This is a genomic window from Lysinibacillus sp. Ag94 (assembly GCF_023242215.1).
Classification (GTDB): domain Bacteria; phylum Bacillota; class Bacilli; order Bacillales_A; family Planococcaceae; genus Lysinibacillus.
In genome coordinates, this window is record NZ_CP096780.1 from 640945 (window position 1) to 658751 (window position 17807).

Consider the following 17807-nt stretch of genomic DNA (forward strand, 5'->3'; position numbering starts at 1 on the left):
CTGTGAAACATGGCGAATTTGTCACAACGATAATTCTAATTTGTACTTTCATGCAATTTCATTGGTATCGGCGAAATTCGAAGACGTTGTAAATGCTGATGCTAGAGAGAGTCCGTGTTGTTTGAATGTGGAAAAATAATCGATTGGTTCATGCCTACTTTCGATTTCCAATTTCACCACGAAGTGTATCTTTTCTTTGATTCTACATTAATGGCAGGTAATAATTATTATCATTGTTTTAATGCGTGAAGAAGTTATAGAGAAAAGTATTAGGAAAAATTAACGTGGTTCATACTCGCTGCCATTTTATTTTATGGTGAGCGTATGGTTATCTTTTATTCAAACTAATGTTGAGTTTTAAGGTATCTCATAGCGAATTGGGTCATCTGTGCATTGGTCATTTTTGATTTGAAACTTTTTTACATATCATTCGTATTATAACTAGACAATTCGAATTGATAGAACTGAAAAAAGGGAGAAATAAAATTTTGAACCATTGAATGAAACAATTACTTTTTGTGATTTACTTCATTACCATAGCGGATGCGTATTACTCAACGTTGTTTATTGAACCGAAAGCACCACCGCAACACCAGACCATTAAAGCGTCAGCCATTACGTTCATACAACTACGGTAGCAAACCTAATAAAAAGAAATGTACAACACGTCGTTTGAAACCTTCTGTACGGCAACACACCAAGCAATTTCTTCAGAGCATAAAATGTTCCAAAGAGAAGATGATCCTTAACGACCTATTAGAGCATAGATTGGACATACGCAGATTCATGCGAGAGCCACCTTTCATCTTTTTACGCTATCGACTTTTACGTTGTTGATAATTCATCTATTAACAAGGCTAAAGCTGCAGATTTATTGCAGCTTTTTTTTCATTAACCGCCATTTTTATATTTTTTCAGCAGTTTCACTTATTCCTAAAAGTAATGCTTTTTCTTGCATGATTTCCGGTGCGGATGGGTGATTCCTTAGGATTTATCGGATGCCCCAAGTCGGAACGTAAATCAACCCCACGTTAGTAATAAGGAACGTTAAATTTAATTCATCTTGCACCAATACTTCATTATGAGTTATAATTATGACCAGTTACTAATAATTGATAGTAAGAAAGCAGAGGGGTTGCTAAATGAACGCTGGTATTATAGGAATTGGCAAATACGTTCCGGAGAAGGTCGTTACAAATTTTGATTTAGAAAAAATGATGGACACTTCAGATGAATGGATTCGAACTCGTACAGGGATTGAAGAACGCCGTTTTGCTGCAGATGACCAAGAAACTTCAGATTTAGCAGTAGCTGCTGCAAAAGAGGCTATTGCAAAAGCAGGTATTACACCAGAGGAAATAGGCTTAATACTTGTAGCAACAGTAACACAAGATCAAAATTTTCCAAGTGTAGCATGTATGGTTCAGGAGCAAATTGGAGCAGTTAATGCGGCTGCGATGGACCAAGCGGCTGCTTGTTCAGGATTTATATATAGTTTAGTCACAGCAAAGCAATTTGTAGAATCAAATGCTTATAAATATGTCTTAGTAGTAGGTGTTGAAAAACTATCGAAAGTACTTGATTGGGAAGACCGAAATACCGCTGTGTTATTCGGTGACGGTGCAAGTGCAGCAGTCGTTGGTTCAGTATCAGAAGGTAGAGGTATTTTATCATTTGAGCTTGGTGCAGACGGTACAGGTGGAAAGAATTTGTACTTAACACAGCAGGACACAATCGCTATGAATGGCCGTGAAGTATTTAAGTTTGCAGTTCGTCAAATGGGTGAATCTGCAGTAAACGTATTAGAAAAAGCAGGTTTAACAAAAGAAGACGTAGATTTTTTAGTGCCGCATCAGGCGAATATTCGAATTATGGAATCTGCTCGTGAGCGTCTAGAACTACCACCGGAAAAAATGTCGAAAACGATTCATAAATATGGGAATACGTCGGCAGCGTCTATTGGTATTTCCTTGGTAGATGAGCTTGAGGCAGGTAAAATTAAAGATGATGATTTATTAGTACTTGTTGGATTTGGCGGTGGCTTAACATGGGGTGCCGTTACAATTAGATGGGGAAAATAAAAAACGAAAAATGCTTGAGGGGAGTAAGACAATGAGTAAACGACGAGTAGTAATTACAGGAATTGGCGCAGTTACACCACTAGGGAATAGCATCGAAGAAACATGGACTAACATTAAAGCAGGAAAATCTGGCATTGGCGAGTTAACACGTTTAAATAAAGATCTTTTCGCAGCGAAAATTGCCGCTGAAGTGAAAGACTTCAATATTGAAAAGTATATTGAACGTAAAGAAGCTCGTAAAATGGATCGTTTTACACAGTATGCCTTAGCAGCGTCTATCATGGCGATGGAAGATGCACAATTAACAATCGATGAAGAACTAGCACCACGAGCAGGTGTCTGGATTGGCTCAGGAATCGGTGGTATGGAAACATACGAACAGCAATTTTTAACATTCCAAGAGCGCGGAGCAAGACGTGTAAGTCCATTCTTTATTCCAATGATGATTCCAGATATGGCTTCAGGTCAAGTGTCGATACATTTGGGGGCAAAGGGCATTAATTCTTGTTCAGTAACTGCTTGTGCTTCAGGTACAAACTCCATTGGGGATGCTTTTAAAGTAATTGAGCGTGGCGATGCAGATGTTATGATTTCTGGTGGTGCAGAGTCGCCAATCGTGACGATGGCAGTAGCAGGCTTCTGCGCAAATACTGCATTATCTTTAAATACAGATCCAGAAACAGCTTGCCGTCCATTCGATAAGAATCGCGATGGTTTCATCATCGGTGAAGGTGCGGGTATTGTTATTTTGGAAGAGTATGAGCACGCAAAAGCACGCGGTGCAAAAATCTACGCAGAAGTTCTTGGCTATGGTGCTACAGGAGATGCACATCATATTACCGCTCCAGCTCCAGAAGGAGAAGGTGCTTCTCGTGCAATGATGCAAGCTTTAACTGATGGCGGCGTAGAAGCTTCACAAGTAGACTATATTAACGCACATGGAACAAGTACACCATATAACGATTTATTTGAAACACAGGCAGTAAAAACAGTCTTTGGTGAACATGCCTATAATCTTGCAATGAGTTCTACAAAATCAATGACAGGTCACTTATTAGGTGCAGCTGGTGGTGTTGAAGCTATTTTCACAGCGCTCGCACTTAAAGAAGGCATTTTACCACCGACAATTAATTTAACAGAGCCAGATCCAGATTGTGATTTAGATTATGTACCGAATGAAGCTCGAAAAGCAGAGATTAAATATGCTATGAGTAACTCACTTGGGTTTGGTGGACACAACGCTAGTCTACTATTCAAAAAAATCGAGGAATAATAAAGTAAAACTTTAATCAGTGGGGTTTCATCTCCCACTGATTTTTATAATTCACCATTCGGGCTTTTACAGGCAGTTAATTAAGGTGTCATCATATTAAATAAAGTTAAGGCTTTTCCGCAAAACGAGGGGTTGATTTCCGTTCCGACTGGGCGCTTTCCTGGGGGCGTCCGATGAGCCGCTTCACTCGCGGTGCTCGCTCCAGGGTCTCGGGCCAACACGATGTTGGTCACGAAGGCGTTATCACAGGATGTGATGCTTTTAGCCTTCGTTCCTCTATCGCTGATCCCCAAGGAGTCGCCCAGTCTCCACTCCAATCAACCGCTCTGCAGCAAAACGTCTTTATATGCGGAAAAATAGTGGCAGTAACAACAGATGTACAGTCGCTTCACTGCTATAAGTCTATTCTGTTTGATTAGTCTTTCAACAACATAAAAAAACGTCAGCCTAATTTACATGGCTGACGTCTTTTTTTATAGTTTTGTGAATAGATGATAATTAAGAAGAAATAGAAAGGATGCCCTTATCTTGTTCCGACTCTTTTTATTTTTAATGAGCTACGGCTTATTGATTCTCTCAGTAGGGAATCTCATTTTGTATTTGAATTATCGGACGCTCGGCTATTCCTGGCTAGTAGTTTTTAAGTTCATGGCACAAACATCAGCATTTTATATGGCCATTGGATCAGCCGTTGTGTTATGCGCTGTTGTGCTTGATCTTGGTTATGATAAAACGATAAATGAAAAAGATAAGATGTAACTCTTACGTTACTCTCTTTTTGGCCAAGCTCTTACAATCATCTTTATGATAAAGTCTTCTTGTTAGCGACGTGTACGACCAAGGCCCATAGCTTCTTCCATGCGTTTTAATGTAGCACTTGCAATTGCATTTGCCTTTTCAGCACCTGCATCTAAAATAATATCTAATTCTGAGGATTCTACCAAATTATAGAACTTCTCTTGAATTGGCGTTAGGTGATCAATAACCGTTGCTGCCACACCTTGTTTGAAACCACCATAGCCAACGCCTTCGTATTTTTTTACAAGATCGTCAATAGATACGCCTGAAATCGCAGATTCGATTGTTAGTAAATTAGAAACACCAGGTTTATTTTCCACATCAAATGCCACAAAACCATCAGAGTCAGTAACAGCCGACTTAATTTTTTTCTCAATATCTTTCGCTGAATCTAAAAGCTTAATTGTCGCTTTTGTATTTGGATCAGATTTACTCATTTTTTTAGTTGGTTCTTGTAGTGATTTGATACGAGCCCCTGCTTTTGGTAATTGAATTTCAGGAATCGTTAAAACGTCACCAAAACGTTTGTTAAAGCGCTCTGCTAGATCACGAGTAAGCTCTATATGCTGCTTTTGATCATCGCCGACAGGGACAATGTTTGTATTGTACAAAAGGATGTCTGCTGCCATTAATGGTGGATATGTGAGTAGAGCGGCAGATACGCTTTCCTTACCGTGGGATTTATCCTTGAACTGTGTCATACGTTCAAGCTCTCCAATCGATGCGACACATTGTAGCATCCAGCCTGCCTGTGCATGTGCTGGCACTTCTGATTGAATAAATAATGTAGATTTTTTAGGGTCGATGCCAGTAGCGATATACGTAGCTGCTAGGTTGCGAATATTTTGACGTAATTCCTTTGGATCTTGTGCCACTGTTATTGCATGCTGATCGACGATACAATAAACAGCATCACCTTCATCTTGTAATGCAGGGAATTGCTTAAACGCACCTAAATAATTCCCTAGAGTTACAATACCTGTTGGCTGTACGCCTGAAAAAATAGTTGTCATTGTCATTTCCTCCTTGAATTTAAGTCCCTTATTTTTACATAAACGACAAAATGAAGAGTCGTCACCAAAAACGTGTGGTTGATTTCCGTTCCGACTGGGCGCTTTGTAGCTGACGCTTCGCTTTCGCACAGAGCAAAGCTTCCTGGGGGCGTCCGATGAGCCGCTTCACTCGCGCTGCTCGCTCCAGGGTCTCATCTGTGACGCTAATCCCCAAGGAGTCGCCCAGTCTCCACTACAATCAACTTTTCGTAATAGACGTTTTAATAAAAGTCATTCACAATTCTTGGTGATAAACCGAAATAAAAAAACATCATGCGTCCTCATTAGTTCTCTAATGAAGGGACGAATGATGTTTGAATCCGCGGTACCACCCAGCTTGCCTAAACAGGCCACTCTACTTCGTAACGTGAAGGGGACGAGCTTTGCTAATAAACTTCAGTAAGGAAACTAAGCCTTTCACAAAGCTAACTCGGAAGTCCATTCCAAATGCTTACACGATCTGTTTGCAGCAACCACAGACTCTCTAAACGTGTAAAATGCAAATGTACTACTCTTCGTCAGCGTTTTTTATTTAGTTCAATAACAGTCTTTTAAGGTAAACTCACCAAAGACATAATTGATTGATTGCAAAAAATTATATTATAAAGGCTCAGTGAAATGCAAGTGCGTAAAGTCAGACTTTTGGCGGTGTTCATTACCGAAAAAAAATTATATGCTATTTTCGCTAGTTTTTTTATCTATTCAGCGTCCGTGGAAAGCCCCAGTTGGATCGGAAATTAAACAAACGTTATGGTGATGAACTATTTATTTGAAAATGCAACCAATATTAGTAAATATACGTCTATATTGTACGCACTGAACTGACAATATTCTCGTTTAAAATTTTTAAATGAGAACAAAAACAATCGGATATAAGTGTTTAAAATGTGCTGCGAATGGGAATATTATTAGTAGTTCATTAGATATACCAAGAAGTAGCTGCTTTGAAAAGTTATATAAAAAGACAGAAAATTTCGTGTGAGAGGGTTATTCTTTTTTTTATTGGAACTATATTCAAACATCACAGAGTACTGTATAATGGTATGTAGATTACATTACATTAATTCTAATTTAACACACTGGTTTATAGATAATGACTAAAAGGAAAGGATGTGTCAGTATGATAGTAACTTTATTTACATCACCAAGTTGTACGTCTTGCCGAAAAGCGAAAGCATGGTTAGAGGAGCATGAAATCCCGTATACAGAACGTAATATATTTTCCGAACCATTAAGCATTAGTGAAATTAAAGAAATTTTACGTATGACAGAGGATGGTACGGATGAAATTATTTCAACTCGATCAAAGATTTTCCAAAAACTGAATGTTGATGTTGAAAGCTTACCTTTACAACGTTTATATGAGTTAATTCAAGAGTATCCAGGTTTATTACGTCGTCCAATCATTTTAGATGAGAAACGTTTACAAGTTGGCTACAATGAGGATGAAATTCGTCGTTTTCTACCTCGTAAAGTTCGTGCGTATCAATTACAAGAAGCACAGCGTATGGTGAACTAATATCTCCATATTGTGCTTAGAATAAGTATTAGATGTTACATATGCATCAAGCATATTGTGGCATCTATTTTTTTGTGTTTTACTTATGTAAAACCATCTATATAAAGTATAATAAATAGTAGGGAAAAGTCATATATTTCCGTAAAGTATGTTAAACTTGATTTTAACTTAATAGTTTACTACAATTTCAATAATTCAAATATCTTCTGTTGAAACGGTGTATATCCTTTTCATTTTATGACAGAACAGCATACAATATAATTAGAGACAACTGTGGACAATAAATTTTTGATTTCGGTTGCTCAACGGTTTTACTGTAGTGTGGTCAAAGGTTGAAAAACAAAAACGGAGTATGAGGTTAAAAACAATGAATAAAAGCATACTAATGAAACAAAACTGTTTTTCGACAAATGACAGTGAAGGGAGATGAGGTCTAGTGGACATCGAACGTGTAAACGAAAATACACTCAAGCTCTTTATTACGTACAATGATATAGAGGATCGCGGCTATAGTCGTGAAGAAATTTGGTACAATCGAGCAAAGGGTGAACAACTTTTTTGGGATATGATTGATGAAGTAAACACGGAGGATTACTTTGATGTAGAAGGTCCTATTTGGATTCATATCAATGCGTCTGAAGTAGGCTTAGAAATCATTGTCACACGTGCACATATTTTAAAAGACGGTGAAACTTTAGATGGTTCTTCACAATTTGGCGAACACAAAGAGATGTTTGCCCCATTCGAGGACGTTGGAGAGGATCTTCTCAGTCAACTAACTCAGTTTGGTGACTTAGATGAGTCAGAGTTATTTATGGATACAGATATTTATGTTTATAAATTTAAAGATATTGATGAGTTAATCCCAGTAGCGAAACGCATGACAGATGAATTAGTGGATTCCTCATTATTTAAATATGAAAATTGGTACTATCTGGTAGTTGACTTTACGAACGCAAATGAAGAACTAAATCATCACGATAGAAATGCCGTTATTAAAGAATTTTTAATACCATCAAATTTCACAATCCATCGCTTAGAGGAATATGGCGAAAAAATTATGGAATTTAATTGTTTTGAAACAGTACGAAAATATTTTATTTAAAGTATTGAGTACTTGAATTGGAGTGACTGGACTGTAAACAAACTTGGTGATTATCAAGTTTGTTTACAGTCTTTTTATTTCAAAATTAAAATTTCAAGAAAAAGCCGTTCTTTATTTGTTGCTATTAAAACACTCCTTTACAATTAATCGAAAAGGAGATGATTTTATGCTTATGGCCTATAACGAGCTTCAGCAGATTTTCCTCCCATACGAATATTCAAGGGAAGCATTACAACGATATAGGCGGCAGATGAAATTTTATTGTCCCCAATGCCAACAGCCCGTCCAATTAAAGATTGGTCAATATAATATCCCGCATTTCGCCCATATTGCTAATAGTAGCTGTGAGCGGTTATTTGCAGAGGGTGAATCAAAACTTCATTTACAAGGGAAAGTACAATTATTTGAATGGCTGAAAAAACTCGGGCATACAGTAAAGCTGGAGCCTTATTTACAGAAACTTGCCCAGCGACCAGATATGCTTCTAATAAAGGAGCGACAGCATATTGCTATTGAATTTCAATGTAGTACAATTTCACATGAAAAGTGGCAATTGCGTACATCTGGATATGAGAAAAATTTTATTCAGCCATTGTGGCTTTTTCAAACACCTCAAAAACAATCTACACAAGGTATTCAAAAAATTTCTATTTCTCCAATTATGCAAAAGATAATAAATGTTACAGCACAAGGCTTGGCTTATTTGGTGACCTATGATGCAAACACATCGAGATTTATTTATTGGACGAATCTTCTTCATGTTCAGGGGCATACTTTTATAGGCAAAGTACAGGAACTGACGATTAACAAGCAACATTTCCCTTTTTATGAGCCTAAGCCAATTACGAAAGAAGAATTTCAACTTTATTGGCAGCTTTATAAAAAGCATTGTAAGCAATTCGTATACCAACGATTATTACATAGTAAAAATGGGGTACAAGATTCATTTTTACGAAGTAATTATGAGTTACGCTTTACTTTAACTGCAATGCCTGATTACGTAGGTGTTCCGGTAAAAAGTGCAGAAGCGATACCGATGTTTTCTATTGAGTGGCAAACGATTTTTCTTTATTTTTGTCGTCGATTACAATTAGAACCTCATCAATTAGACGAGAGAACTATTCGATCGTTTTTAACCGAACAAAATGTAGCGGTAACAAATCAAGCGGTACAAGCAATCAAAAATTATGGAATGGTGCTGGCGGAAAGTTATAAAGAAGATCGTTTTTCTAATATTTGTGAGCAAATGTACGCACATTTATTTGCAATTGCCACAATATACTGAGAAAATATGAGAGTATAGGAAAAGCTAACATATTAAGGGGGCTGGCGCATGGCTAGTAATCAAATTTTAGTAAGAAACGAAGTTCCAGAAGAGTTAACTTGGCGCTTGGAGGATATATTTGCAACTGACGCACTTTGGGAAGAAGAGTATAAAGAAGTTGGAGAAATGGCAAAAAAGGCATCTAGCTATGTAGGTACTTTAAAAAATGGAGCAGATGCATTATTAGCGGTTCTAACTTATCACGATGATATTTACCAACGTACGATGAAGCTTTATACGTACGCTCATATGCGTTATGACCAAGATACGACAAATAGCTTCTACCAGGATATGAATAGTCGTATTCAAACATTAGCGACTAGTATCTCAGCTGCTCTATCGTTTTTAACACCTGAGATTTTATCATTAAGTGAAGAAACAATAGAACATTACTTAGCAGAAAACAAAGACTTACAACTGTATAAGCAATCTTTAAAAGAGATAACGATGGCCCGTCCACACGTTTTACCAGCAGAACAGGAAGCATTACTGGCACAAATGTCTGAGGTTACAGGTACTGCTTCAAATACATTTAGTATGTTAAACAACGCAGATATAGTCTTCCCTAAAGTGAAAAATGAAGATGGAGAAGAAGTGCAACTAACACACGGTAACTATATTAAGTTTCTAGAAAGTAAAGATCGCACTGTTCGAGAAAATGCCTTTAAAGCAATGTATGAAACTTACGGTAACTTTAAAAATACGTTTTCGACTACAATAACTGGCAATGTTAAAAAGCATAATGTAAACGCACGTATCCGTAATTATGATTCTGCACGCCACGCAGCACTGTCTAACAACTTCATTCCAGAAAGTGTTTATGACCAATTAGTAGAAACAATCCATAAGCATTTACCAGCTATGCAGCGCTATATCTCATTACGTAAGAAACTTTTAGGTGTGGACGAACTGCATATGTGGGATTTATTTGCCCCACTCGTTAAGGAAGTTGATATGAAAGTCCCTTACGACGAGGCGAAGGATATTTTAGTAAAAGCTTTAGCGCCATTAGGTGAGGAATATCAAGGCATTGTTCAGGATGGACTTGATAACCGTTGGGTGGATGTTTTAGAAAACAAAGGGAAACGCAGTGGTGCGTACTCTTCAGGTGCTTATGGAACGAATCCATATATTTTAATGAACTGGCAGGACAATGTTAATAATCTGTTCACACTAGCTCATGAATTTGGTCATAGTGTACACAGTTATTATTCACGTAAAAATCAGCCGTTTGTTTATGGTGATTATTCTATTTTTGTGGCTGAAGTAGCTTCGACATGTAATGAAGAACTGTTAAATGATTATTTACTGAAAACAATTGAAGATCCACAACAGAAAATTTATTTATTAAATCATTGGTTAGATGGCTTCAGAAGTACTGTTTTCAGACAAACGATGTTTGCTGAATTTGAACACCTAATCCACCAAATGGATAAGAATGGTGAATCTTTAACAGCGGAGCGTTTAACAGAGGTTTACTATAATTTAAATAAACAATACTTCGGCGAGGATATTGTTGTAGATGAGGAAATCGGCTTAGAATGGGCTCGTATTCCACACTTCTACTATAATTACTATGTGTATCAATATGCTACAGGTAAATCAGCTGCAACAGCATTAAGTAAACAGATTTTAGAAGAGGGTACACCAGCTGTAGAACGTTATATTAATAACTTCTTAAAAGCAGGTTGCTCTGATTTTCCGATCGAGGTATTGAAGGCAGCAGGTGTTGATATGAACGTTGCTAAACCGATTGATGATGCATGTAAAGTATTTGAAGAACGTTTAAATGAGTTAGAGAAATTATTGTTGAATAATTAATTTCGAAGGCTGTAGGAATTCACTACAGCCTTTTTTCTATGATTAATTGAATAATAAAAAATTAAGGAATAATGATTTTTTTTGATTTCTAAATGGTTTAAAAGATGTATCTTGAAAAAATACTGTTTGTAATCGCTTTCTATTTGACAAATTTGTGAATCTATCAACGGACTTGTTGCTATATTTACTATTCCGTGATAAATTGATTCATGTGAAATAAATCACAAAACAAACATACACCCCTTTGTTTGAACGTGAACATTTCTCCCATCCCCTTTGTGAAAAAGAGGCGTCACTATCTGTCGAGGATAGTGGCGCTTCTTTTATTTTTAGAAAATGTTCGATAAATAAATAGAGCTGAATCTAAAAAAGACAAATAAAAGCAAGCGAAGTTTTGTTCTTCACTTGCTTTTATTAGTAGGAGCTTAGTATTATAGTATAATTGCTTTATTTAATACGCCAAAGTGTAGCGTGATTTGTCTGAATTCGTTCAATCTTTTGTTGTAGCATACGCTTTTTTAATTCGCGTTCAGCTGTTTGTTCTGTTAATGAGTAGATGAAAGCTACTTCATTTGTTGAAAGTGTATGGAATTTTGTAAATAACTCCTCCATTGTTGGCAATGGTTGACGCACAAGCTGTTCATCCATCATTTCTTGTAAAATATGTTCATAAACTTCATAGGAATAGCTACCACTAACTTTTAGACCCTCATCTTCAATACATTCATTGAAAAACACAATGCTAGGCACTTCATCAACTTCCATTTCACGTTTAATATATAAATCGCATTGGAAGGCACGTGCTGCTTCCTTTGAACCAAAGTCTGCAGAAAATTCATTCATGTCTAATTGAACATCTTCCGCAATTTTTAACAGCGTAGCATAAGAATTGACATCTTGTTGGTTTAGTAATACATATTCTTGTAGTTTCGACAAATAGCGTGCACCGACACGTTTGCCCTGTAACTCTGCCGCTTTAATAGCGATAGATGGTAAAACAGGGTGATTAATGTCGAGTTCAATACCCGATAAACAACCTTTTACACGTTTACTTAAACAATTCAAAGAGGCAAGCTCTGTGCTTAGCACAAAGCGCCATGTAAAGTAATGATTGTACTCTAAATGTAACTTACGGAGAATGGCTTGCATATTATAAGCTTCTGGACAAAGTGGATCTACGAAAATATACAATTCAATAGGCTTATTAGCAGTAGAAATCTCAAGAGTTGGCTTCTGCAGCATTTGAATATTATTCACGTAACAATTCCCCCTCATCGTCATTTGGTGTATTAATCATGTGATGAGCTGTTAATACTAAACGTTGATAATATGTTTCTCGGAACTTCCCTTCCAACCCCACTTCATCCATCGCTTCGGACATACATTCAAGCCAAGCTTGGGCACGATCAGGTGTAATCGGAAAATTCATATGGCGTGCACGCATCATTGGATGTCCATGCTCCTCAGTAAAAAGATTTGGTCCACCTAAATACTGTGTTTGAAATTGAATTTGCTTGCGTGCTGTCTCTGTTAAATCTTTTGGAAAGATTGGAATTAAATCAGGATGCTGAGCAACTCTTTTATAGAATGCATGGATTAGCTCTGAAAGCTTTTCAGCCCCCAGCTCCTCATAAGGAACAGTGTATTTTCGATTCATAATTAAATGCCCCTTTAATTCTTTATATCGTAAAGTATATTTTTATACTTGGTCATCTTTACAAATGTGAATTTCTTGTGACTACCTTCATTCTATCAACGTCTTTTCGTTAACACAAACAAAGCGCTCTTCCGAAATGTTTTTCGCTAAAAAAGCACAAATTTCACCACGCGGGTGAAATTTGCCGAAAAAGACTGTATTAACAATGTTTATACGATTAAGCTGTGTAGTAATTCATCACTTTTTTGACATAATTCTGTGTTTCTTTGAAAGGAGGAATGCCACCATACTTTGTTACGCGTGAAGATCCTGCGTTATAAGCAGCTAACGCTAATGTAGGTTCATTATCAAATTTATCTAGCAATTGACGTAAATATTTTGCACCTGCCATAATATTTTGCTCGGGATCAAAGGCGTTTGTAACCCCTAAATATTGCGCTGTTTTTGGCATTAATTGCATTAATCCTTGTGCACCAGCATGGCTAACCACGCTTGAATTAAAATTAGACTCTTGCTTAATCACTGCAGCGATGAGCTTCTCTGGTACATTATATGTAGTTGCTGCCTTTTGAATAATCGAAGCGTATTTGTTCGCACCTGCTAGTGAATTGGCATACGCTGTTGAACCAATTACATTGTCCGCAACATAGGAGTCAAGCTTTGTACTAGATTGTGTATTTGCTAATGCCGCCTGTACAGCGGAAGGTATAAAGACGTCATTAGAACCCTTATAAAGTAATGATTGATACGCACTATTTTGCATGTTTTCAGCTAACCCATTTAAACTACTAAACTGGTTCATCAATGACGAAGCGCTTGATACACCCCCGAGCAAACTAGATAATTTTGCACTATTAGAAGTAGTTGAGTCACCTAGCAATTCGCTAATCATATTAGAAAAGATAGAATTGCTGTCTGTAAGATTGTTTGACGATGAATTTTCTGAAGATCCTAGTGTTTGTAATGCTTGAATCTCAAATAAAGTTCTGAGTGATTGGATATCCAAGGAATTGTCACCCTTTCTTGTGTACTAGTTAAGCTACTGTTCTTTATTCATTTGTAATGCTTTCATAAAACGTGCGATTTTTTTATCTGTAGCCCGTTTTTCAATACCATATTGCTGTAGAAATTCGTCGAAGATTGCATTTCCTTTTATTGCATCTTTTGATTCATATTCTACCTCATAATCGTCGCACTGCAAATAGAAAGAATGATCGAATACTAGAAGACCATCCCTATAAGGAATTTCGACACGATCGGTTGTAAGTGAACCAAAAACTGCTAAATTTTTTAAAGGAATGTTGAAGTGAGCTAGTCTTTTTGCTACCTCTTGGGCATAAAAGCCTTCTCCAACAAGCATTTTCTTAGCTTGCTCAGCGGTTAGTTCGTCAGTTGTTTCTAAATGAGCATGCTCTGCATTTTTTTCTTTTAAAGTACATTCAAAATATTTGCCGATTTGTCGAATACGGAGCCCACTTTGTAGTTTTCGAATAGCTTGGGAAGGTGTGTCGAAATAATGATTTGTTTGGCGATGAATAGCATCTTCGGGAATGTTAAATGCTTGCAATAAATGTTCGTATTGTTGCTTTGTTAAGAGATTTTTAAATTCTATTTCAAGTTCTTGTGCCATTATGATCACCTGTTTATTTTAATTTTTTAGTGTGTTGATTAGGAAAATGATTTGATATGAAATTGGTTATTTCCTTTTCGTTACAGTTTTTTAGTTGGCTCATTACCAATTGTTTTAGGATGACATTTGTTAAAAGTTGATTGTAGTGGAGACTGGGCGACTCCTTGGGGATCAACGATAGAGGAACGAAGGCTAAAAGCATCACATCCTGTGATAACGCCTTCGTGACCAACATCGTGTTGGCCCGAGACCCTGGAGCGAGCAACGCGAGTGAAGCGGCTCATCGGACGCCCCCAGGAAAGCGCCCAGTCGGAACGGAAATCAACCACACGCTATGATAAAAAGTTTCATTCGTTATTTAATTGATTTAACATTTACACACTGCAACTAATTACCCTCTATGCTAAAATAAGAAGAAGAGTACGACGAAAAGGGGAACCGCATGTGCGTAAAATTTATACAATAGAAACATTGAATTTTGAAAACGAACAACTTCATTTTAGTTTAAACGACATTGAAGCAAATTTACAGTTAAAACCTGCTGCACAATTAATAGCAGACTCTGATGACTTTGCGTTCATTTATTTACTTGATGCAGGAGAGAATTATCATTACTTGCGTTTTCCACCGAGTAGTTGGGATGAACTTGTACATATTTTGCAAAAAAAGCAAAATCCGAAGCTACAACTAGGTACAGAAGTTATTGAGCTTACTAATTTTTACGATGAACTAGAAATGCTCGTGTATAATATTGAAGGAAATTACAATTATGGGGCGGAATTTGTTCAAGCGGTGGAACACCACTTCAAGACAATTCTTGCTGAATAACAAGACAAAACGAACAGACGGTGTTGGTTTTGTTTCATACCGATTGTCGGGAGGTTTTTGCGATGGGACAATGGGAAATATTTTTAAGTCCTTATAAACAAGCAGTAGATGAGTTAAAAGTAAAATTAAAGGGTATGCGTTCACAGTTTGGCATTGTTAATGCAAATTCACCAATTGAATTTGTAACAGGACGTGTAAAACCTTTAGCAAGTATATACGATAAATCATTAGAAAAAGGACTCGCATTTGAGCCTTCCAAACAGCTAGGTGATGAGTTAGGGGATATCGCAGGCTTACGTATTATGTGTCAATTTGTAGATGATATTTCTACAGTTACGGAACTAATACGTCAACGTAAAGATATGCGTGTAGTGGAAGAGCGTGACTATATTACACATAATAAGCCAAGCGGCTACCGATCATATCATATGATAGTCGAATATCCTGTTGAAACGATACAAGGGAAAAAAGTGGTATTAGCTGAAATTCAAATAAGAACACTCGCTATGAATTTCTGGGCATCTATTGAGCATTCTTTAAATTATAAATATAAAGGCATGTTCCCCGAGGAAATTAAAAATCGCCTTCAAAGTGCAGCAGAGGCCGCCTTCCGATTGGATGAGGAAATGTCGTCCATTCGTAGTGAGATACAAGAAGCGCAGGCTTATTTTAGTGAATACAAAGAGGCATCGAATCCTAATTTATTATCGGAGAAGGAGCGTGACACAAAATGAAGTTTTCCATTCAATCACGTAGAGATGCTCAGTCGAACGAATTAATGGAGCTAGCTAAAACGTATTTGCAAGACTTTGGGTTAACTTATGATGAAGAAGCTCCTGAGATTGTCATCTCTATTGGAGGAGATGGTACTTTACTCCATGCCTTTCATCGATATGCTCATATGCTACATCAGGTTGCCTTCGTAGGGATCCATACGGGACATTTAGGATTTTATGCTGATTGGAAGCCATCTGAATTAGAAAAGCTTGTTTTGTCCATTGCCAAAAAGGACTTTAATGTTGTGGAGTATCCACTACTAGAGGTAAAGGTGGAACATCATAATGCAGAATCCAATACGTATTTAGCGTTAAATGAAGCAACTATAAAATCACCGGATGTCACGCTTGTTATGGATGTTGAGTTAAATGGTAATCAGTTTGAACGTTTCCGTGGAGACGGTCTTTGTGTGTCAACTCCTTCTGGTAGTACTGCTTATAATAAAGCCCTCGGTGGAGCAATTATTCACCCAACTTTAGCGGCACTCCAAATTACGGAGATAGCATCTATTAATAACCGTGTCTTCCGTACAGTTGGTTCTCCACTTATTTTACCAGCACACCATCACTGTGTTTTACGTCCAGTAAATGAACAAAACTTTAATATGACTGTTGATCATTTACAAGTTACGCAAGGTGATGTAAAGTCGATTGCTTTTAATGTAGCAACTGAAAGAGTTCGTTTTGCTCGTTTCCGTCCATTCCCATTCTGGGAACGTGTACATGAGTCATTCGTGGCAAATGAGTAAAATGGATACAAGATTCACACTGCATTTTATAGCGGAAAAGGATGGTCAGCTACTAAGGGAAGCCTTGACTGAATGGCGCATCTCCAAGCGAGCTTTAACGGCAATTAAATTTGATGGAGGCTTACTGACCGTGAATGATGTTGAACGCAATGTTCGACATCCTCTTCGCATGGGGGACCGAGTTGAAGTAAAATTTCCTCCTGAAGAAAAAAGTGAAGGGCTCGCTGTTGAACATGGTGAAATTTCTATTATTTATGAAGATGAAGCAATTTTAGTGCTTGATAAGCCAGCACAGCAGAGCACGATTCCTTCGCGTGAGCATCCAACAAATAGCATAGCTAATTTAGTGTGTGGTTATTTTCAACAACAGGGTCTAGCATCAACTGCTCATATCGTAACGAGACTTGATCGTGATACTTCGGGTTTGCTATGTATTGCTAAACATGCTCATATTCATCATTTAACGGGACTTGCACAGCGCAGTGGAGAAATTTCTAGGCAATATGAAGCCATTGTACATGGACATGTGGCACAAGATGTACAATCCATTATCGCTCCTATTGGACGCAAGGAGACGAGTATCATTGAACGAGAGGTACGCGAGGACGGTCAATTTGCCCATACAGATGTGACTATTTTAAGGCACTTTTATTTACAGGATGAACCGATGACACATATACAGTTAAAGTTGCACACAGGGCGTACACATCAAATTCGTGTGCATATGGCCTATATAGGACATCCACTTGTTGGAGATGAACTTTATGGTGGAAGTCGCGATCATATAAATAGACAAGCTCTACACTGTGTGTCTTTAAAAATGCTTCACCCTTTGACAGATGAGCGTTTACAATTTAAAAGTAACATAAATGTAGATATGCAGAGATTATTGAATGACTCCTTAGTTTGAAGCTCGACACAAAACCTACCTATGAATGAGACTTCATTAGTTCACTAAGAGTGAAAACTATTACTAAATATGTTATATAAGTAAGGAGATGTTCGCACAAACGGGCATCTCTTTATCATTTTTACAGCTCAGTAAAAGAATAGTCTTTTCTTAACAGCATGTTAAAGTGTTTGTAGGATATAGTAATGTAGAAGGTTATTTGGCTTGGTACCGCTAGTTTCTATGCGAAAGCGAAGCGGCAGCACAAAGCGCACAGCCGGAACGGAAATCAACCACACGTTATC

15 protein-coding genes and 1 other annotated feature are annotated in these 17807 nt (G+C 37.4%); of the genes, 10 read left to right on the forward strand and 5 right to left on the reverse strand.

Annotated features, from left to right (window positions below; all coding sequences use genetic code 11):
* Positions 1-1142 precede the first annotated feature (1142 nt).
* Both MY533_RS02790 and fabF read left to right on the forward strand, forming a co-directional pair.
* Positions 1143-2081 carry a beta-ketoacyl-ACP synthase III gene (locus tag MY533_RS02790; RefSeq protein WP_248717949.1) on the forward strand — a complete coding sequence of 313 codons (939 nt, stop codon included), beginning with the start codon at positions 1143-1145 and terminating at the stop codon, positions 2079-2081.
* Positions 2082-2112: 31 nt separating this feature from the next.
* Positions 2113-3354 carry a beta-ketoacyl-ACP synthase II gene (gene fabF / locus MY533_RS02795; RefSeq protein WP_248717950.1) on the forward strand — a complete coding sequence of 414 codons (1242 nt, stop codon included), beginning with the start codon at positions 2113-2115 and terminating at the stop codon, positions 3352-3354.
* 821 nt (positions 3355-4175) lie between these two features.
* On the opposite strand, the gene trpS is transcribed toward fabF, so the two are convergent.
* Positions 4176-5165: a tryptophan--tRNA ligase gene (gene trpS / locus MY533_RS02800; RefSeq protein ID WP_248717951.1), complete on the reverse strand. Its 990-nt coding sequence runs from the start codon at positions 5163-5165 to the stop codon at positions 4176-4178.
* A 335-nt stretch (positions 5166-5500) separates the two neighbouring features.
* Positions 5501-5735, reverse strand: a binding site (T-box leader).
* Between the two features lie 592 nt (positions 5736-6327).
* Here trpS and spxA point away from each other — a divergent pair.
* The 4 genes from spxA to pepF all read left to right on the forward strand — a co-directional run bounded on the left by spxA (position 6328) and on the right by pepF (position 10973).
* Entirely contained in the window at positions 6328-6723 is a 396-nt protein-coding gene (spxA, locus tag MY533_RS02805; protein ID WP_024362527.1) for a transcriptional regulator SpxA, read from the forward strand.
* Positions 6724-7159: 436 nt separating this feature from the next.
* Positions 7160-7828, forward strand: coding sequence for an adaptor protein MecA (gene mecA, locus MY533_RS02810; RefSeq protein WP_248717952.1), 669 nt, complete (start codon positions 7160-7162; stop codon positions 7826-7828).
* A 166-nt stretch (positions 7829-7994) separates the two neighbouring features.
* Positions 7995-9113 (forward strand): competence protein CoiA, encoded by a 1119-nt coding sequence (locus MY533_RS02815; protein ID WP_248717953.1) that lies wholly within the window; start codon positions 7995-7997, stop codon positions 9111-9113.
* Positions 9114-9161: 48 nt separating this feature from the next.
* Entirely contained in the window at positions 9162-10973 is a 1812-nt protein-coding gene (gene pepF / locus MY533_RS02820) for an oligoendopeptidase F (RefSeq protein ID WP_248717954.1), read from the forward strand.
* A 447-nt stretch (positions 10974-11420) separates the two neighbouring features.
* Here the strand turns inward: pepF and MY533_RS02825 are convergent, their stop codons facing one another.
* From MY533_RS02825 to MY533_RS02840, 4 genes are all read right to left on the reverse strand, one after another.
* Positions 11421-12230 carry a DsbA family protein gene (locus MY533_RS02825; RefSeq protein WP_132363933.1) on the reverse strand — a complete coding sequence of 270 codons (810 nt, stop codon included), beginning with the start codon at positions 12228-12230 and terminating at the stop codon, positions 11421-11423.
* A complete protein-coding gene (locus tag MY533_RS02830; RefSeq protein ID WP_132363931.1) occupies positions 12223-12630 on the reverse strand; it encodes a globin domain-containing protein in 408 nt (135 codons plus the stop codon). Before MY533_RS02830 ends, MY533_RS02825 begins: the two co-directional genes overlap by 8 nt.
* A gap of 217 nt (positions 12631-12847) precedes the next feature.
* Positions 12848-13636 (reverse strand): lytic transglycosylase domain-containing protein, encoded by a 789-nt coding sequence (locus MY533_RS02835; RefSeq protein WP_248717955.1) that lies wholly within the window; start codon positions 13634-13636, stop codon positions 12848-12850.
* Positions 13637-13669: 33 nt separating this feature from the next.
* The gene (locus MY533_RS02840) at positions 13670-14260 is read right to left on the reverse strand and encodes a CYTH domain-containing protein (RefSeq protein ID WP_248717956.1); all 591 of its coding nucleotides are present in this window, start codon (positions 14258-14260) and stop codon (positions 13670-13672) included.
* 444 nt (positions 14261-14704) lie between these two features.
* Between MY533_RS02840 and MY533_RS02845 the strand changes: the two genes are divergently transcribed.
* The 4 genes from MY533_RS02845 (at position 14705) to MY533_RS02860 (ending at position 17523) form a co-directional block, all read left to right on the forward strand.
* Positions 14705-15088: a UPF0738 family protein gene (locus MY533_RS02845; RefSeq protein ID WP_132363925.1), complete on the forward strand. Its 384-nt coding sequence runs from the start codon at positions 14705-14707 to the stop codon at positions 15086-15088.
* Between the two features lie 62 nt (positions 15089-15150).
* On the forward strand, positions 15151-15822 hold the full coding sequence (locus tag MY533_RS02850) for a GTP diphosphokinase (RefSeq protein WP_132363923.1): 672 nt from the start codon (positions 15151-15153) through the stop codon (positions 15820-15822).
* Positions 15819-16613, forward strand: a complete 795-nt coding sequence (locus tag MY533_RS02855) for an NAD kinase (protein WP_132363921.1) — start codon at positions 15819-15821, stop codon at positions 16611-16613. Before MY533_RS02850 ends, MY533_RS02855 begins: the two co-directional genes overlap by 4 nt.
* Entirely contained in the window at positions 16588-17523 is a 936-nt protein-coding gene (locus MY533_RS02860) for an RluA family pseudouridine synthase (protein ID WP_248717957.1), read from the forward strand. The genes MY533_RS02855 and MY533_RS02860 overlap by 26 nt, the downstream gene beginning before the upstream one ends.
* The last annotated feature ends 284 nt before the right edge of the window (positions 17524-17807 follow it).